The organism is Eubacterium sp. An3 (assembly GCF_002159465.1).
GTDB lineage: Bacteria > Bacillota > Clostridia > Lachnospirales > Lachnospiraceae > Anaerobutyricum > Anaerobutyricum stercoris.
Window position 1 is genome coordinate 1 of record NZ_NFIR01000045.1, and the last position, 16,367, is coordinate 16,367.

13 protein-coding genes are annotated in these 16,367 nt (G+C 48.5%); 9 read left to right on the plus strand and 4 right to left on the minus strand.

The annotated features are described in order from the left end of the window. Positions 1-575: 575 nt before the first annotated feature. The 4 genes from B5F87_RS18865 to B5F87_RS18880 form a co-directional block, all read right to left on the minus strand. Complete coding sequence (locus tag B5F87_RS18865) at positions 576-791, minus strand: hypothetical protein (RefSeq protein ID WP_087283855.1); 216 nt, start codon at positions 789-791, stop codon at positions 576-578. A gap of 124 nt (positions 792-915) precedes the next feature. Further along, positions 916-3,357, minus strand: a complete 2,442-nt coding sequence (locus tag B5F87_RS18870; protein WP_087283857.1) for a hypothetical protein — start codon at positions 3,355-3,357, stop codon at positions 916-918. After that, positions 3,344-4,420: a hypothetical protein gene (locus B5F87_RS18875; protein ID WP_140401530.1), complete on the minus strand. Its 1,077-nt coding sequence runs from the start codon at positions 4,418-4,420 to the stop codon at positions 3,344-3,346. The genes B5F87_RS18870 and B5F87_RS18875 overlap by 14 nt, the downstream gene beginning before the upstream one ends. A 321-nt stretch (positions 4,421-4,741) precedes the next feature. Next, positions 4,742-5,446 carry a hypothetical protein gene (locus B5F87_RS18880; RefSeq protein ID WP_087283862.1) on the minus strand — a complete coding sequence of 235 codons (705 nt, stop codon included), beginning with the start codon at positions 5,444-5,446 and terminating at the stop codon, positions 4,742-4,744. A gap of 132 nt (positions 5,447-5,578) precedes the next feature. Here B5F87_RS18880 and B5F87_RS18885 point away from each other — a divergent pair, with 132 nt between their 5' ends. The 9 genes from B5F87_RS18885 (at position 5,579) to B5F87_RS18930 (ending at position 16,265) form a co-directional block, all read left to right on the plus strand. Continuing rightward, positions 5,579-5,920: a helix-turn-helix transcriptional regulator gene (locus B5F87_RS18885; protein ID WP_087202377.1), complete on the plus strand. Its 342-nt coding sequence runs from the start codon at positions 5,579-5,581 to the stop codon at positions 5,918-5,920. Between the two features lie 154 nt (positions 5,921-6,074). Further along, positions 6,075-6,329 (plus strand): helix-turn-helix transcriptional regulator, encoded by a 255-nt coding sequence (locus B5F87_RS18890; RefSeq protein ID WP_087283865.1) that lies wholly within the window; start codon positions 6,075-6,077, stop codon positions 6,327-6,329. Positions 6,330-6,689: 360 nt separating this feature from the next. Continuing rightward, the gene (locus tag B5F87_RS18900; protein WP_015574505.1) at positions 6,690-7,067 is read left to right on the plus strand and encodes a hypothetical protein; all 378 of its coding nucleotides are present in this window, start codon (positions 6,690-6,692) and stop codon (positions 7,065-7,067) included. Positions 7,068-7,088: 21 nt separating this feature from the next. Then, on the plus strand, positions 7,089-7,799 hold the full coding sequence (locus B5F87_RS18905; protein WP_087162270.1) for a hypothetical protein: 711 nt from the start codon (positions 7,089-7,091) through the stop codon (positions 7,797-7,799). Between the two features lie 15 nt (positions 7,800-7,814). After that, positions 7,815-8,732, plus strand: a complete 918-nt coding sequence (locus B5F87_RS18910; protein ID WP_087283868.1) for a hypothetical protein — start codon at positions 7,815-7,817, stop codon at positions 8,730-8,732. Then, positions 8,733-10,529, plus strand: coding sequence for a lysozyme family protein (locus B5F87_RS18915; protein WP_087283870.1), 1,797 nt, complete (start codon positions 8,733-8,735; stop codon positions 10,527-10,529). A gap of 10 nt (positions 10,530-10,539) precedes the next feature. Continuing rightward, a complete protein-coding gene (locus B5F87_RS18920; protein ID WP_158097105.1) occupies positions 10,540-11,196 on the plus strand; it encodes a DUF5038 domain-containing protein in 657 nt (218 codons plus the stop codon). Then, the gene (locus B5F87_RS18925; protein WP_087283875.1) at positions 11,193-14,504 is read left to right on the plus strand and encodes an ATP-binding protein; all 3,312 of its coding nucleotides are present in this window, start codon (positions 11,193-11,195) and stop codon (positions 14,502-14,504) included. Before B5F87_RS18920 ends, B5F87_RS18925 begins: the two co-directional genes overlap by 4 nt. Positions 14,505-14,594: 90 nt before the next feature. Beyond that, positions 14,595-16,265, plus strand: coding sequence for a thioester domain-containing protein (locus tag B5F87_RS18930; protein ID WP_087283878.1), 1,671 nt, complete (start codon positions 14,595-14,597; stop codon positions 16,263-16,265). The last annotated feature ends 102 nt before the right edge of the window (positions 16,266-16,367 follow it).

The window sequence follows — 16,367 nt, forward strand, 5'->3', positions numbered from 1 at the left end:
CTATAAACAGATAAGTAATTCGACAGCCAAAAAGCAGAAGTTCCGACAAGGCAATTATACATATCTGTTTCTTATCAAAGAAGAATTTTTCCCATAGACACAGAAAATTTTACGCCCTCAAGCTAAATCATCCTGTTCCCCAATCTTTATCATAGAAAAAGGAACTTCGATAAACGTTTGTTCAAAAATTAACCAGTTACGAAAAGTAACCGCATTCCTGTGATTCACATTGATCAGGAGCGGTTACTTTTTGCATAATCTATATTCAATCAATATCATAGGCATAATATCGACAACCATCCGTTCATCGGACTGTTTTACTATGGTCTCTCATGTGATTTACAACTAATCCGTTTCTTCTACTATGATCCCTACCCCAGTCTTTCAAAAAATACCGCCATATTAAAATATCTCCCAAGGGATTTACCATCTTCCATAATGAATTCTCATTTTTTGGGATAAGGAAGTGACAAAATGAAAGCAAAAGACATCCAGTAATAGCAAAACCGTATACTAAAAAACCGTTGCAACTCCTTATAGTCGGAAATACAACGGTTCATAAAAATTTATAGTACTTAATGGCGCACTAATTTTTCAAGTTCTTTTAGCAATTGAGCATCCGTTTTATCCATAAAAGTTGCTGACCAGACTTGTTTACCTGTACTTCTGTCTGCATGCGTCGCATCATCCTGCAAATCAGTAAAAGCATTCGGACGATTAGTCGAATCATGCCCGAGGAAAAACTTCTTTACTTTCTTTTTGTTTTTACTGATCAATCCTATACTCTCCATAATCCACTCCTTCGCCTTTCTGTCGTCAGGGGGAAAACCAATAAGCTGTACAACAAATATATCAATAGTTCTTTCATTTTATCATAGATTTCTTTTTAGTGTCAATCATTTTTCAGCTTTTTCCTCATCTATCATAGGCATCCTTTATGTCCTTCTTACAGCAGAAAATAAGTTCATCCAAAGCCTTAAACATATCCTGCGCTGAAGGATCCTCTTCTTCAGCCTTTTCATATACAGCAAACTGACGGAATAGAGCAAGCAGGATATCTCTTTTTTTCGATTTTTTCCCGATTTTTTTCCCCAGGAACATTTTACATTTTTTCAAATATTCCTTTTCAAACTTTAAAATTTGCAGACAATACATGATTCCCCCTTCCTGCACGTCTGATTCGTTTCCATCGGCTTCCTTGGCGTTTTCTGTAAACTTTACACACACCTGCTCTACTTTCTTTTTAAGTTCAATCAAAAACTGATTTTGATTCAAATCCTCACGGCTGATATCATTCCATTTCTTTTTCCAGTCATTTGCCTCGCTGCCGTCTTCCATTACCATTTTAAGGATTGCCACCCTGGTTACCAGCACATCGCTAATAATGTCCGGATCAGGATCATAACTTTCTGATATCAAAATTGCCTCCAGATAATCTACCGGTGAAAGATCCAGCAACATCACTGTTCCCAAATCAGGATAAATCTCCCTGAACAGAGTTGTAATGTTTGCCATATTCTGATTAAAATGGTCCTCCTGCCATATTCTTTCACACTGCTTTATTATCTGTTCCTGTACTATATATATTTTTCTGATAAGCTTTTCCGGTACATTTAACGCATTCAGTGCTCTGATTGTTTGTGAATCAATCTGTGTTATACATCTCCGAAGCTCATTTTTTGCATCGTAAACCATGGCAAGGCATCCGATTTTTACTCTTTCAAATACCTGAGATAAATGAAAAGCACACGGATCTTCCTTTTGGGAGAAAACCTGATCCTTTAAAAATTTTTCTGCATACTTCATTATATGCCTTCTAACAATTTCTAGATATTTCTCCAGAATAGCCTTTTCATCCATGGATTCAATCCTGCAGTCACGCAGTAGATGATATGGAACAATCTCATAAGTAAGAACTAGCGCTATTACAGGTATATAATATTTTGCCCTAATTATCCGCTGCTCATCGTTAATTATATAATGCAGCGCTTCATGAGACAAAATTATCAACAATGATCTCGGCATAAACATACAGTGCCGTGATAGCCGGATCCTAATCAGCCGATCCCCCGGCGGGAGACCAAGATCGATATAATTCGTAGTAGGTCTAGAGTATACCAGCGGTGCAAGACAAAACTGATACTCATATTCTGTGTCATTTAAGTAACTAGTCAGGACATTCAAATATGACATATACATTAAACACAACCGCAATGGTATATCATAAGGTAGTCCCTGTCTTCCTAAATCACTGAGCATATCAGCGCAGCTCTGCCCCATATGCCTCATCAGCATTTCAATCGTATCGATGAATTCACTAATACCGGATTCCAGAACCTGCATTTTCTCATATTTTATTTTAATCGGATCGTCACATTCATCTCCCTCCTTCCCTGAATCATTAAGCAATGCAATACTCTGATTCAACTGTTTGATGAACAACACAATCGAGGGATAAAAAATATAAAAGTAATCCTTTAGCGGATTTTCTTGCTCATATTGTGACAAGACGTTAACAATCTGCCCCAATGCCTGATAATAGGCAACCATCTTCTTGTTTTTGGCTTTCTCATATTCCCCAATGCATTTCTGCAATATTGTAAGAGTCTGTTCACACCATCCATCCTCACGTATCTGACGCTGAGGTAATGCATTGCCATTTTCAATACTAAAATCTTTAATCATAAATCCAGCTTCCTGGTCTGCCTTTTGATCCTCTCTTTCATCTTCTTGTCGCAGTTTTTCGCACCGCCCCGTTACATAATAATCAGAATAATATACAGATTCCTCTCTTTGTTTCTCTTCTTTTTCCCTCCCTTCTTCATTTACCATATATTTAACATTTTTTATCCGCTTTACTGCTTTTTGTATCTTCACTTTATCATCACTGAAAAAGACTAGAATCGCATCAGCATTATCTATTGTATAAAACCATTTATACTCGATGATATCTGCAGGTTCATCTTTGTAATTATTAAGCGCCCCGGAAATCAGATTTTTTATATCTTGGACAGATATATTGGCCTCTTCTAATCTGAACTTTTCATTAAGTTCTTCTAATCTGAACTTAAAAAAGGCACAGCATATTTCCTGGCCTTCATGTCCTGAAGTCCAGCTATTTTCCGCTTGTTCTTCATCGCTGATCATGCTAATAAACTGGCATCCATAGGCGAGCGGCTGTCTTTTCCCGGCATCTGCCATTGCAAACCAGTAATCTGTTAAATTTACATTCCCTTTTGTCCGGCAAAGCCTATACTCCTTATAATTCTTCACGGACCTTATTTCGATATACCGTCCTTCTTCTGACTTGATGCAGGCTTCCGGATAATATAAAGCCATCAAATCAAAATGTTTCATACACTCGTTCCTCCAGTAATTTTTTAAATATAACAGAATTGGGCGTGTGTTTCTTTTCTCTCTCTTTTACATGTTCCGCATCTTGACAAAATGCATAGAAATGATCGAGTCCAATCTGCCCGTCATACATGTTATAAAATCTCCATGATTTCCAGAAACACCATGCAAGTTCTCTATCCAGTTTCTCTGCCCCAGTAAGTATACTTTCTATCCATTTCCACGGATACTGTTCTCCTATATTAAACCACTCCAAAATTCTGTCGTACACAAACCAGTATCTGTATTCCGAATATAACAGTAGGTATAACATAATAACAGATTCATCCTGGATTATAATCCTGAGAAATCTGCACATTATCTCTATTCCCACATTATCCTTCATCTCCACAAATGGAATGAGCATCTGAACAGTATAGACAATCCTATTATCTTCCGGAAGCTTTCTCCATAATTCAACCAACAGTCTTGTAGTTCTCGATTGCTCCTCTTCCGTGGCTGTACCTGACTTATAAATTATATGTGTACTCCAGGCTGTTAATAAAGTCATATCGATCATACTGAGGCCATCTTCAACTTTCTTCGACCTGATACTACAAAACACTGTTGACAGCACCTCAACCAAACAACGGGTTTCCTCTGCATTATCATAATTAATATGTATCATAAAATCCGTAACAGGAAGGCTGTCAATCTGGCTGTGTAGATTAATGATCTCCTTTTCGGCTCTTTTATCAAGTTTTCTAATCTTCTCAATCGTAAGACTGACTAAAAGCTTTCTCACAGATTTTTTCCGAAATATCAGTAGACTGAACGCAAGCGCAGAGCCAAATGTAACAATTGTCGCTCCTGCACACCACAGTGCCATACATTTCATAGACAGTTCAACCGCCACAAACATCAGAGGATACAACATCAGATATCCCGCCATACCTACAAAAACTGTTCCCCGCATTAGAGAATAATTTACTACAGTTTTAAGAGATATCCCGTAACGATATTGATTACTGATTTCCATCATAAATATTGTTATTGTAATTGCTATTCCCCAGACGATTTCCATCATATCCTGTAAATCCTCAAGAGACTTTTTCTGCAATACGCTAACATAGCGATGCAGGCACTTTAACAATTCAGACTCACAGCATTGAAGATCTGTCACAACGGCCAGCACTAAAAATACTATAATCAGAACAAGATAAAGAAGAACCCCCACACGCCTCCTTATATGAAAGCACATTTTCATTTTCATATTTTCACTCAACCAATCCAACATAGAATAACAAAAAAAGACAATATTTCCCCCTTTCTGAGAAATTTTGCCACCACAATTGTATTATAACATATTTCTTGTTATTGGGAAATTTTATTTTGGATAGTCTTCCCGCTACTCTCTTTCCGGCACATATACCGCTTCAATCTTTATCCCGCCATCCGTCTGATCCATCCGTACATAATAATCCCGGATGTAGTAGCTGATATACTGCTCCTGCAGGGAATACAGCTCCAACGTCTGAAAATCCACCAGGCAGAGATCTCTGGGCTTTGGTTCCTCCCCTTCCGGTCCGTAGGTTTCCATGACAGCGAGCAGCTTATCCAGGCAGTCCTGGCAAAGAATAGCTTTTGCCTTCTCCACATCCAGGATGCTATCTTCCCCATAACTGACTTCCACCGTGGAAATCCCACGGGAGGACGTCTGTGTGCTGGAAAAGAAATCTCCACCATCCCCTGTGCCTGTCATGGCAGTCCTGGTGCCGCTGGTATCTGCTCCGTCCTCCTCATGAGGCAGGATACCGAAATCCAGCACATACCACTGGTTTACACTGATAATCCCCAGATCATCAAACTGCCGGAAATATCCCATCAGGCTTTCCTTTGCTGTACCGCACAGATAACACCCCTCCGGATCCGACAGCTCCGACTGGGCTGGCGGCAGTTCTTTATACTCCATAGAAGTGAATCTCCCCTGTTGCGGCATATCTGCCGTATCTTTCATTTTCCCAAAAGCTGTGAAAAAAAGAAGCATGGCTGCCAGGATGCCCGCTCCCCATACCAGTTCTTTCCTCATCCGGTAATACTTTCCCTTCTGCATCGTCCTTCCTCCCGCTTTATTTATGTCTGTAACAAGCATTATTTGTGTCTGTTATGAGCATAAATAGTGTGTGGTTCAGGCACTATTTATGTCTTACCATAAAGGCAAACATGGAAAGGGGGTGTAAAGGACATGGAACAATCTGAAATCAGGCGGATCGGCAGGATCCTGAAGGAACGACGGCTCCAGCTCGGATACACCCAGGAATATGCTGCAGAAAAAGCAGGCATTTCCTATTCATACTATACCAAGATTGAACGTGGACAACAACTTCCATCTCTGGAAGTTGCCATGGTCCTTTCCAAAACCTTCAGCCTGTCTATGGATCGCTGGCTTTTATGCCAGGCGCATGATTACAGGATGTCACCGGCTGCCTTAAACCTCATCCAATATGTCAGCTCCCTGGATAACAAAACCATCGAAACGATCCAGGAGCTGCTCTCCAAAGCCTCCCTGGTAGAGAAACAGAACTGACCGCAGGGCCTAAGCCCCTGCGGTTTTGCAATGAATACATTGCAATTATACTCGGAATATCCAGTAGAATCAAGGAAACTGCAATGAATACATTGCAAATTCACGAGATCGGTTTCGGCATACTCCCGGAAACACGAAAAAGGAGGCTTCTTTCATGGAACAAAAACTGAAACAGGATATTCAGATTGGCGAAACCATCCGCTCCCTCCGTATGGAGCGGAAACTGACGCAGGACCAGGTGGTTTCCAAACTGCAGCTTATGGATCTCGACATCACCCGGAGCATCTACTCTCAGATCGAAGGCGGTACCTACAGCATCCGCATCTCGGTCCTTGCTGGTCTGTCCCAGATCTTTCAGGTGGACTATAACACCTTCTTTCGGGATGTCCATCTCCCAGGTTCAGAATAATTCTTCTCCCCAAATCTTCCCGCTTTCTCTTCGTTCTGACCGTGGCACATATTCTTCCCGGTTTCGCACGAAACTGGCACGGTTTTGCGATTGTGCCGTAAATTTCCCCGTGTTACAATAGGTACTGTCAAAATTATATGCAGCGAAAACGCAGCGCATCCAAAGGCGGCAGCCTCCCGCCCGGATTGGCTGCGTTTTTTCGTGCAGGGAAAGGAGGTTTCCCTTCAACAACTTCATATGGCTTTGCAGAAGTAGTCCGCATTGACCGGGCTGCTTTTGCTTTTTGAGGCAGGAAATTATAAGCACGGGCGGGAAAAGCAATCCCGTCCGTTTTTTCAAGATCAATGAAGGAGGTCATACATGAAACAGTTACCTGCAAACTCTTCACCGGAGAAAAAGCGGACGGTCTGCTACGGGAAATACCTCTACGCAGCCTTCCTGCTCTTTACGCTTATCGCAGCGAATGTCCAGCCGGTGCTTGCTTCCAATATGTGGGACAAGGCCAATGAGATCATGAAGGATGTTTATAACCAGATCGTCCTCATATCCACCATTGCCGCCGTAGTGACCGCATCCGTGGCGCTGCTTTTGATGAATTTCTCGAAATCCGGCAAGACCGTGGATGAGAGCCGTGCCTGGCTGAAGCGGATCATCATCACCTGGGCGATTCTGAACGGCCTTGGTTTTATTATGGCATACATTACCCCGTTCTTTGCCGGAGGCACATACAGCGGATAAGCCCGGAAAGGAGGAAACCACATGGGAATACTGGACGGAATCGTGGAATGGATTGCAGAACAGGTCATGAACATCCTGGATCTGATCACCACTTCAGTCCTGGGCGCCCTCGGCTGCTCCATGGACACGTTCCTGCGCTATTTTCCTGCAGCTGAAACCATGTACGATGTGTTTCTGGCACTGGCTCTTGGCCTCATCCTCTTAAACTGGGTGTGGCAGCTTTTCAAGAACTACTTCATGGGTGCCGGAATCGAAGCGGAGGATCCCCTGAAACTTTCCATCCGTTCTTTTATTTTTATCTTCCTGGCCTTTTATGCGGAAGACATCGTGAACCTGCTCCTTGGCATCGCCGGGACGCCTTATGACTGGATCTTAACGGAGGAGCTTCCCTCCCTGGATTTTGCCAGCTTCAATTCAGTCATCACCGTCATCCTGGGTGTATGCGCCAATGGAGCCGTGGCGATTATCGCCCTGATTTTAGTTTTGATTTTGGCGTGGAATTACATCAAGCTGCTCTTTGAGGCAGCGGAACGCTACATCCTTTTGGGAGTGCTGGTCTATACGGCGCCGGTTGCCTTTGCCACAGGTGCCTCCCAGTCCACCGGGAACATCTTCCATTCCTGGTGCCGGATGCTGGGCGGGCAGTTCTTCCTATTATTGATGAACGCCTGGTGCCTGCGGCTGTTTACCAGCATGGTCGGCACTTTCCTCGCAAACCCGTTATCACTCTGATGAAAGGAGGAGTCCATGAAATACAAAAAACCAATCCTCACTGCCCTGGTACTGGTTTCCTGCCTGGTTTTGTTCTGCTCCATGCCGGTCTTTGCGGCAGAGCTGACAGAAGCCCAGGTGGAGGAAGCCGTAGCAGAACAGGGAAAGGAAGCCGTGACCGGAAATGTGTTCATCTGGTTCCTCTGTGCCATTGCTTTCCTCAAGGTTTCCCAGAAGATCGACAGCTTTATGGCATCCCTGGGGATTAATGTAGGAAATACCGGAGGGAACATGATGGCGGAACTGCTCATTGCAGGCCGGGGCCTTGCCGGAGCCTTCCATGGGCATGGTGGTGGCGGCGGATACCGCAGGGCATCTTCTCCCGGAAGCGCAGCCGTTGGCGGCAGCTTCTTATCCGGCGGCCTTGCCGGTGCGGTGGGGCGCCAGGTACAGCGGGAAGCGGTCAATGCCGCTACCCATTATTCGGAAGGGCCCAGCGTCGGGAATATGCTCTATCAGTCCTCGCTCAAGAAAGGCGGAGACTTTGCCAATCACGTGATCAGCAATATCGCCCAGGGCAATTACGGGCAGGTCGGCTCTATCAAAGGGGAGGATGCGGCAAAAGCCTATGCCTCCTACATGGGCATCGACACCTCTGCTCCGGATGCTGCCACCTACTCGAACATGGAGATTGGCGGTGGACGGATGACCGGCGTGGAAAAAACGGATGCCGGCAGCCGGGAATTTGCCCTTTACAGTGCTGACCAATATGCGGCGCCTACCCATGGCAGCTTTGAGACGGTCCAATCCGTGGACGGCACTGCCTGGTATAAGCAGTACGCACAGGATACGGTGGAGAAAACGCCGTATGACGCTGGCAATGGAAAAGTCGCCTACAACGAATCCATTGTCCAGAAGCTCCCGCCGGCACCCCAGCGAAAGGACCGGATGTAAATGGCGGAGCAAAGCTCCGGCCTTGGGGAAGCTGTCGATGTAGGCACCAGTGCAGCCTCCCACTTACATGCCATGAAGACCGCCGCCCATCTGTCCAAGACCGTGGCGGGTGCGGCAGCCGGTCCCTTTACAGCAGCCATCAGTGCTGCCATCGCAAACCGGCATACCCTATTGAAAGCCGGAGCCGTTATCCTGGGGTTTTTACTGCTTCCCGTGCTATTCATCCTGATGCTGCCAGGGCTGATCTTCGGATCCCTGACAGAAAACACCGGGGCTTTAAACAGCAATGCCCTGATCAATGAAAATATCCAGAACGCCAGGCAGGCGATTGTTGAAGTCCTGGAAGAAAGCCATGCGGATCTTTTAGAAGAGATCAACACTGCCATTGCCGCTCTTCCGGAGGGGTCCACCGTACAGATCGTAGATCCCTATGAGACAACCATAGCGGTCAATGCCCATCTTTTAATCTCCCAGTTCTGTGCGAGCCAGGATGATTATGAAAATATCAATATTGACAAACTCCAAAGCCTGATCCGGGAAAACAAGGACGGGCTTTTTTCTTATGATGTAGCGGAAGAAACCGTTTCTGTGGAAGTGGAGACGGAAGCCGCAGAAGGGGAAACTCCTCAGACGGAAACCGTTACATTTACCCGCTATACCTATACCGTTTCCTTTGCCGGTGACGCCTATTTTGCTGACCATGTATTTTACTTGAGCGAGGAACAAAAGGAACTGGCGGAAAACTACGCCAGTAACCTGACCCTCTTCTTTGGCGCTGCCTCCGGCACGGCTATGGCGATCAACTTAAGTGATGAGGTGCTTGCCTACCGGCCACTGGTATCCGAGATTGCCGCCCGGTATGGAATGAGCGATTACGTGGAGCTGATCCTCGCCGTCATGATGCAGGAATCCGGCGGACGGGGAAGCGATCCCATGCAGGCATCGGAAAGCGGATACAATACCCGGTTCCCCAGAGGCCCCGGCACGATCACTGATCCGGAATACTCCATTGAGTGCGGCATCCAGGCACTCCGGGACGTCCTGCAGAAAGCCGGATGCACCGGGCCGACGGACCTGGACCGGATCAAGCTGGCCCTCCAGGGCTATAATTACGGTTCCGCTTACATCGACTGGGCGATGGAACGGGATGGCGGCTACACAAAGGAAAACGCCATTGCCTACTCCGACATGATGTGCGCCCGGCCCGGCTGGAACTATTCCATCTACGGGGACAAGGAGTACGTGGATCATGTCCTGCGCTATTACCAGGTACTGAATACCGGCGGCACTTACCCGGCGAACGGGATGCAGATCCCCCTCTACATCCAGACGGAATACGGAAACATCCCTTACGGCACCGGCTCCATTGCGGACTGCGGCTGCGGGCCTACCGCCTTTGCCATGGTAGCAAGCTACCTGACTGGCAGCACCATTACTCCGGTGGATGCAGTCGCCTGGTGCGGCAATTCCTATTATAAGGCGGGGGAAGGCACCTACTGGTCCTATTTCCAGGCGGCGGCTTCTCATTTCGGATGCGGAAGCGTCACCCAGACCACGGATGCCAATGCGGTGCTGCAGGCGTTATCAGAAGGCCGTCCGGTCATCTCCTCCCAGAGTCCCGGATTATTCACGTCCGGGGGGCATTTTATCGTCCTGCGGGGGCTGACTGCGGACGGGAAGGTGCTGGTAAACGATCCCAATGATAGCGACTCCAAGAACTACGTGAGCCGTGCATTTGACATGATGACGGAAATCCATGCGACTTCCTCGCAGTATTGGATTTTCGAGAAGAAATAGAGGAGTGCTTATGAGCAGATTAAAACTGATCTTGTCCATCCTCCTGATGCTCTTTCTCCTATTGGTCGCCATCTTTCTTCCCTCCAAGCTCCGGGAACAAAAGGAAACACCGGATCCAGAGGCACAGGAAGAGGCCGCCACCCAGGAAGAGACAACACAGCCAGAGGAGCTGACCGAGATGGACTTTTTATCCTTTGAAGAACTGAGCCAGTTCTTCTCCTCCGCCCAGACTGCATCCCTAAAGGAGCAGTTTCCGCTATATCTTACTCTTATCGGGCGGACAGACATTACATCGGCAGAATATCTGCCGGATGAAACCGGGTATCCGGATACCACCACAGTTGAACTGCATTTTCTCCTGTCCGATGACAGCACCCTTCCAGTGTTCTATGACACCATGACGGGTGCTTTTTCTTTTGGAGAGGAGCGGACGGTGCTGGGGACATCTGGAAAAACTTATGAAAAACCGGTAGTGGATACCCTCCCTTCTGTCTCCAGCAGTGAAGTGGAGCAGCGCCAGGAAGGCGGCTATGCGGATGTGACCGCACCAGAAGAGCCTGCACCGGATACCGGGACAGAAGAAACGGGAACTACGCAAAGCGGAACTTCCGCAAATGCTGCGGATCCCGCACAGAACACCCAGGACGGAGAGGAGGTGCTGCCATGAGCAATCCGGATGAGCAGCGGACCTCCTTTATCCCGCCAAACTTCATCGAAAAGGGCAAGATCTTAAACGGCACCTTTGACATCCGCAATGCCATTGAAGCCATTATTTTCGCCCTGCTGATCGGGGTGCCGGTGGTCCACCTGCCGTTTTCCCTGACTACCCGCATCATCATCCTGTGCATGACTGCCCTTCCGGCGGCCATGGTATCCCTCATCGGGATCGGCGGGGAAAGCATCACCGCTTTCCTTATGAACGCCCTGCGTTTTTTGAAGAACCGGCGGGTGATTTACCGCTCTGACGCAATGCCGGAGCCAAAGAGGAAACGGCAGAAGCTGCCTGGCACGAAAGAAGCCAAAAAACCCGCCAAACGGGAACGCCGGAAGAAAAAGGCGAAAAAGGGCTCTTTGGAGGATTCTCCCCCTTTTGAGGGGGCCGGTCAGCAGGACGATGCACCTCCCACGAAAGAGGCGCCCCAGCAGGATCTGTCCGGCTCCCCTTCCCCCACTCCTTCTGGGAAAACGAAACGGAAAAAGAAACGGGAGCCAAAGGTTCGTGAGCATAAATCCTTCGATACCTCCACCCGGCGGGGCATCCGCAGGCAGGCCAGAGAAGATATCCGGCAGTTAGCCTATGAGCAGAAATGCGCAAAGATAGCAAAGCGCCGGGAAGAGCGGGCGGAGAAGGAAAAGCTCCGTGCCAAAAAGAAACAGGCTGCGCAGGACGCCCGCCTTGCTGCACGGCAGACGAAAGCGGCCCGCAAGGCAGAGGACCGAAAGGCAAGGGAGACGCAAGATGATAAGGCTGTACAAAAAAGTGCTTCAAAATCCCGTCAGACAGCATCCCAGTCTTCCGCCAGGAAAAAGAAACGGAAGTTTCAGACCATAGAGGACTACCTTCCGATTGAAAAGATTGCCCACGGTGTCATTTACACAACGGATGGACGGTATGTAAAGATCCTGGAAGTCGAGCCCATCAACTTCCTGCTCCGAAGTGCCAGGGAGCAGATGGGGATCATCTACAGCTTTATCAGCTACCTGAAGATCAGCCCGGTAAAGCTGCAGATCAAGATGATCTCCAAACGGGCGGACATCAACCAGCATCTGGAGAAATCCAGACAGGAGCTGGAAAATGAAACGGATCCCCGGTGCCGGGAGCTGCAGGAGGATTACCTGAAGTTTGTCCGGAACCTAAGTTCCAGGGAGGCCGTTTCCCGGCGGTTTTTCCTTGTTATGGAATATGAACCTTTTAACGTCAACCGGAAGGTGACGGAACGGGAGATCTTAGAGTCTCTTGAAACGACGGCGCAGACAGCCAAGACCTTTCTGTACCAGTGCGGCAATGAGGTGACAGAACATGAAAATCCGGATGAGTTTACCACGGATGTTTTGTACACCCTCTTAAACCGCTCCCTTTGCGCCACCCATCCCTTGCAGGAGCGCATTGCTTCCGTACTAGCACGGTACGCCAAGGAGAACCGGCCCGACGAGGACATCCGCATCAGTGAATTTCTCTCCCCGGAAACCCTGGATTTCCGGCACTCCAGCTATGTGCTGATCAACGGGGTCTACCACTCCTATCTGTACGTACCGTCATCCGGCTACAAAAGCCGGGTGGTGCCGGGGTGGCTCTCCCTTTTGGTAAACGCCGGGGAAGGCATTGACGTGGATTTTTACCTCCACCGGCAGCCAAAGGATAAGATCCAGCAGCGGCTGGGACAGCAGATCCGGATCAACCGTTCCAAGATCAAGGACGCCTCGGATACCAATACCGACTATGATGACCTGGATTCCGCCATCCGCTCCGGTTATTTCTTAAAACAGGGGCTGGCGAATAATGAAGACTTTTATTACATGAGCCTTCTCATTACCGTCACAGCCTCTACTTTCGAGGAACTGCAGTGGCGGGTACAGGAGATGAAAAAGCTCCTGATCTCCCAGGACATGGACCTGAGAACCTGCTACTTTCTGCAGGAGCAGGGCTTTTTATCCACGCTGCCCCTGGCATCTCTGGATAAGAAGCTGTATCAGCTTTCCAGGCGGAACGTTTTAACCAGCGGGGCGGCAAGCTGCTATCCTTTTGTCAGCTACTCCATCTGTGATGACAACGGGATTTTATTTGGTGTCAACAAGCACAACAACAGCCTTGTCATTGCGGATATCTTTGATTCCAGGCAGTACAAAAATGCCAACGTGGCGATCCTGGGCTGCTCCGGTGCAGGGAAAACCTTTACCATGCAGCTTTTTGCCACCCGGATGCGGCGCAAGAACATCAAAGTCTTCATCATAGCGCCGCTGAAAGGGCATGAGTTCTACCGGGCCTGCAAGAATATCGGCGGGGAGTTCATCCAGATTTCCCCCGCCAGCCGGAACTGCATCAACATCATGGAGATCCGGAAAACGGATAACTCCGTCAATGAGCTGCTGGACGGTCCTTCCATGGACAACTCGGCACTGGCCGGGAAGATCCAGAAGCTGCATATCTTCTTCAGCCTGCTCATCCCGGACATGACCCATGAGGAGCGGCAGCTTCTCGATGAGGCGCTGATCAAGACCTATGCCAAAAAGGGGATCACCCACAAAAACGAGTCCCTGATCGATCCGGCTCATCCGGACCGGTATAAACCCATGCCGATCCTGGAAGATGTCTACGATATCCTGATGGAAAGCGATGACACGAAACGCATGGCCCACATCTTAAACCGGCTGGTCCACGGCTCTGCTTCCTCTTTTAACCAGGAAACCAACGTGGATCTGACCAATAAGTATACGGTTCTCGATATCTCCGAGCTGACCGGGGATCTATTGACAGTGGGCATGTTTACCGTCTTGGATTATGTCTGGGATATCGCAAAGGAGAACCGAACGGAGGAAAAAGCCATCTTCGTGGATGAGGTCTGGCAGCTCATCGGTGCGTCCAGCAACCGCCTGGCTGCAGAATTTGTCCTGGAGATCGCCAAGATCATCCGGGGATACGGCGGTTCTGCCGTCTTTGCAACGCAGGATTTAAACGACTTTTTTGCCCTGGACGACGGCAAGTACGGAAAGGGAATCATAAACAACTGCAAGACTAAACTTGTCCTGAACCTGGAAGACGAAGAGGCGCAGCGGGTCAAACAAATCCTACATCTTTCCGAAACGGAGCTTCTTAACATTACGCACTTCCAGCGGGGCAATGGCCTGATATCCACGAATAACAATAACATTACTGTGGAATTTAAGGCATCCGCCCTGGAAAAAGAGCTGATCACTACGGACCGGCAGGAACTTCTGGAGATCCTGGAACGGCACAGACAAAAAGCAGCCGGGTAACGATGCCAAAGCAACCCATGGGGAGTGTCTGATGCAGGGCAGGCACTTCCTTTTTTCATTCCCCTGTACCTTTTGAAAAGGAGGAGACTTATGAAACGAATCAAAACCCACATCCTCCGCCGCTGTTTCGCTTTCCTGATGGCAGCCATCGTCCTTGCGGGGACAGCCATCACAAGCCCCATGACAGCCCATGCGGCGGATGGAACCCTTAATTTCCAGACCGGTGAATTAATCTCTTATGGCGATTACTACACCACAAAGATGTCTGTGGATAACAACGGCACGGCCTACTGTGTCCAGCCCATGAAGAAAACGCCGGCGGCGGGCAGCTATCAGTACGACCTGCTGGGAAAAGACTCTGCGCTCCGCAAAGCGCTCTACTACCTGCCCGGCGGTTACGGCTATGAAGAGCAGAACATCGCCGGCACCTATTTAAGCGGCTGGTCTGAAAATGACCGCTACGTAATCGGTCATCTGGTGGCTTCCTATGTGTACAGCAATTACGACGCCGGAAGCGGAGCCTTTTATGGCGCGCCCCAAAGCTACATTGATAAGGCGGTGGAGATCGCCAATGCGATCCAGGGACTGCCTGCGCCGCCGGACTCCTTCCGTGCCTTTATCATTCCGTCTGACAGCAACCAGACCGTAGCGGGATGCTGGTACGAAAAGCCCTACGGCTGGATCGAGATCCAGAAATCCACGGCAAACAGCTCCGTTTCTGACGGGAACGGCAATTACAGCTTAAAAGGCGCTCAGTATGGCATCTATCAGGGCAGCAACCTGGTAGAGACATTGACCACCGATGAGAATGGCTATGCCAAATCCGGAGATCTTGAGGTCGGCAGCTACACGATCAAAGAGCTTTCTCCGTCTCCTGGATACGCCCTGGATACCAATGCCTATGATGTGACCGTTTCTTCCAATGAAACAGCAAAAGCAGAGGTCAAGGAAATCCCCCAGAATAATCCCCTCTCCCTGGTGCTTCAGAAGCTGGATGCAGACTTAAAGGATGCCATTCCCCAGGGCGCTGCCAGCCTGAAGGATGCGGAGTTTACCGTGAAGTTCTACACCACCATCTCCGATACGGATCCGGCTGCAGGCGGCAGTGAGCCTGCCCGCACCTGGGTATTCCGTACAGGAGAAGACGGGGAGATTTCCTTTACGGAGGAATACAAGGTCAGCGGAGGTGCGTTCTACTACGCAAGCGACGGCAAAACGCTGTGCGTGCCTCTTGGAACCGTGACCATCCAGGAAACCAAAGCGCCAGCAGGCTACCAGCTCAATGAAACGGTGTTCGTTCTGCCGATTTCCAGTAGCGGTACGGAAGAAACTGTCTCTGCTTACCAGGCGCCGGATGTACCGGATGCTGTCATCCGGGGCGGTGTCAAAGTACAGAAACGAGATCTGGAAACCGGCGGCACCACGCCCCAGGGCGGCGCTACACTGGAAGGCGCTGAGTTTGCCATCACCTCATTAAATGAGAACCCGGTAGTCGTCGATGGAACGACCTATCAGAAGGATGAAGTCGTCCTGACCATCAAGACCGATGCCTCTGGACTGGCATCCACTGCTGCGGACGCTCTGCCTTACGGCAGTTACCGTGTAGATGAAGTGACGCCTCCCACCGGTTATTTAGGGGAAGGCACCCTCTCCGCTGAGTTTACCATCTCTAAGAACGGGGAAATGGTGGACCTGACTGGAGAAGACAGTTCCATCTCAAACCAGATCATCCGGGGCGGTGTCAAAGTAGTGGTAGTATAAAAATAGTACAAAGTAAAGATGCCATGCAGACCTAAATCATGTATGATAAGAGAGATGATAAAAAGGAGGCAGTACAGGCATGGCAAAGGGTAGCAGATACGA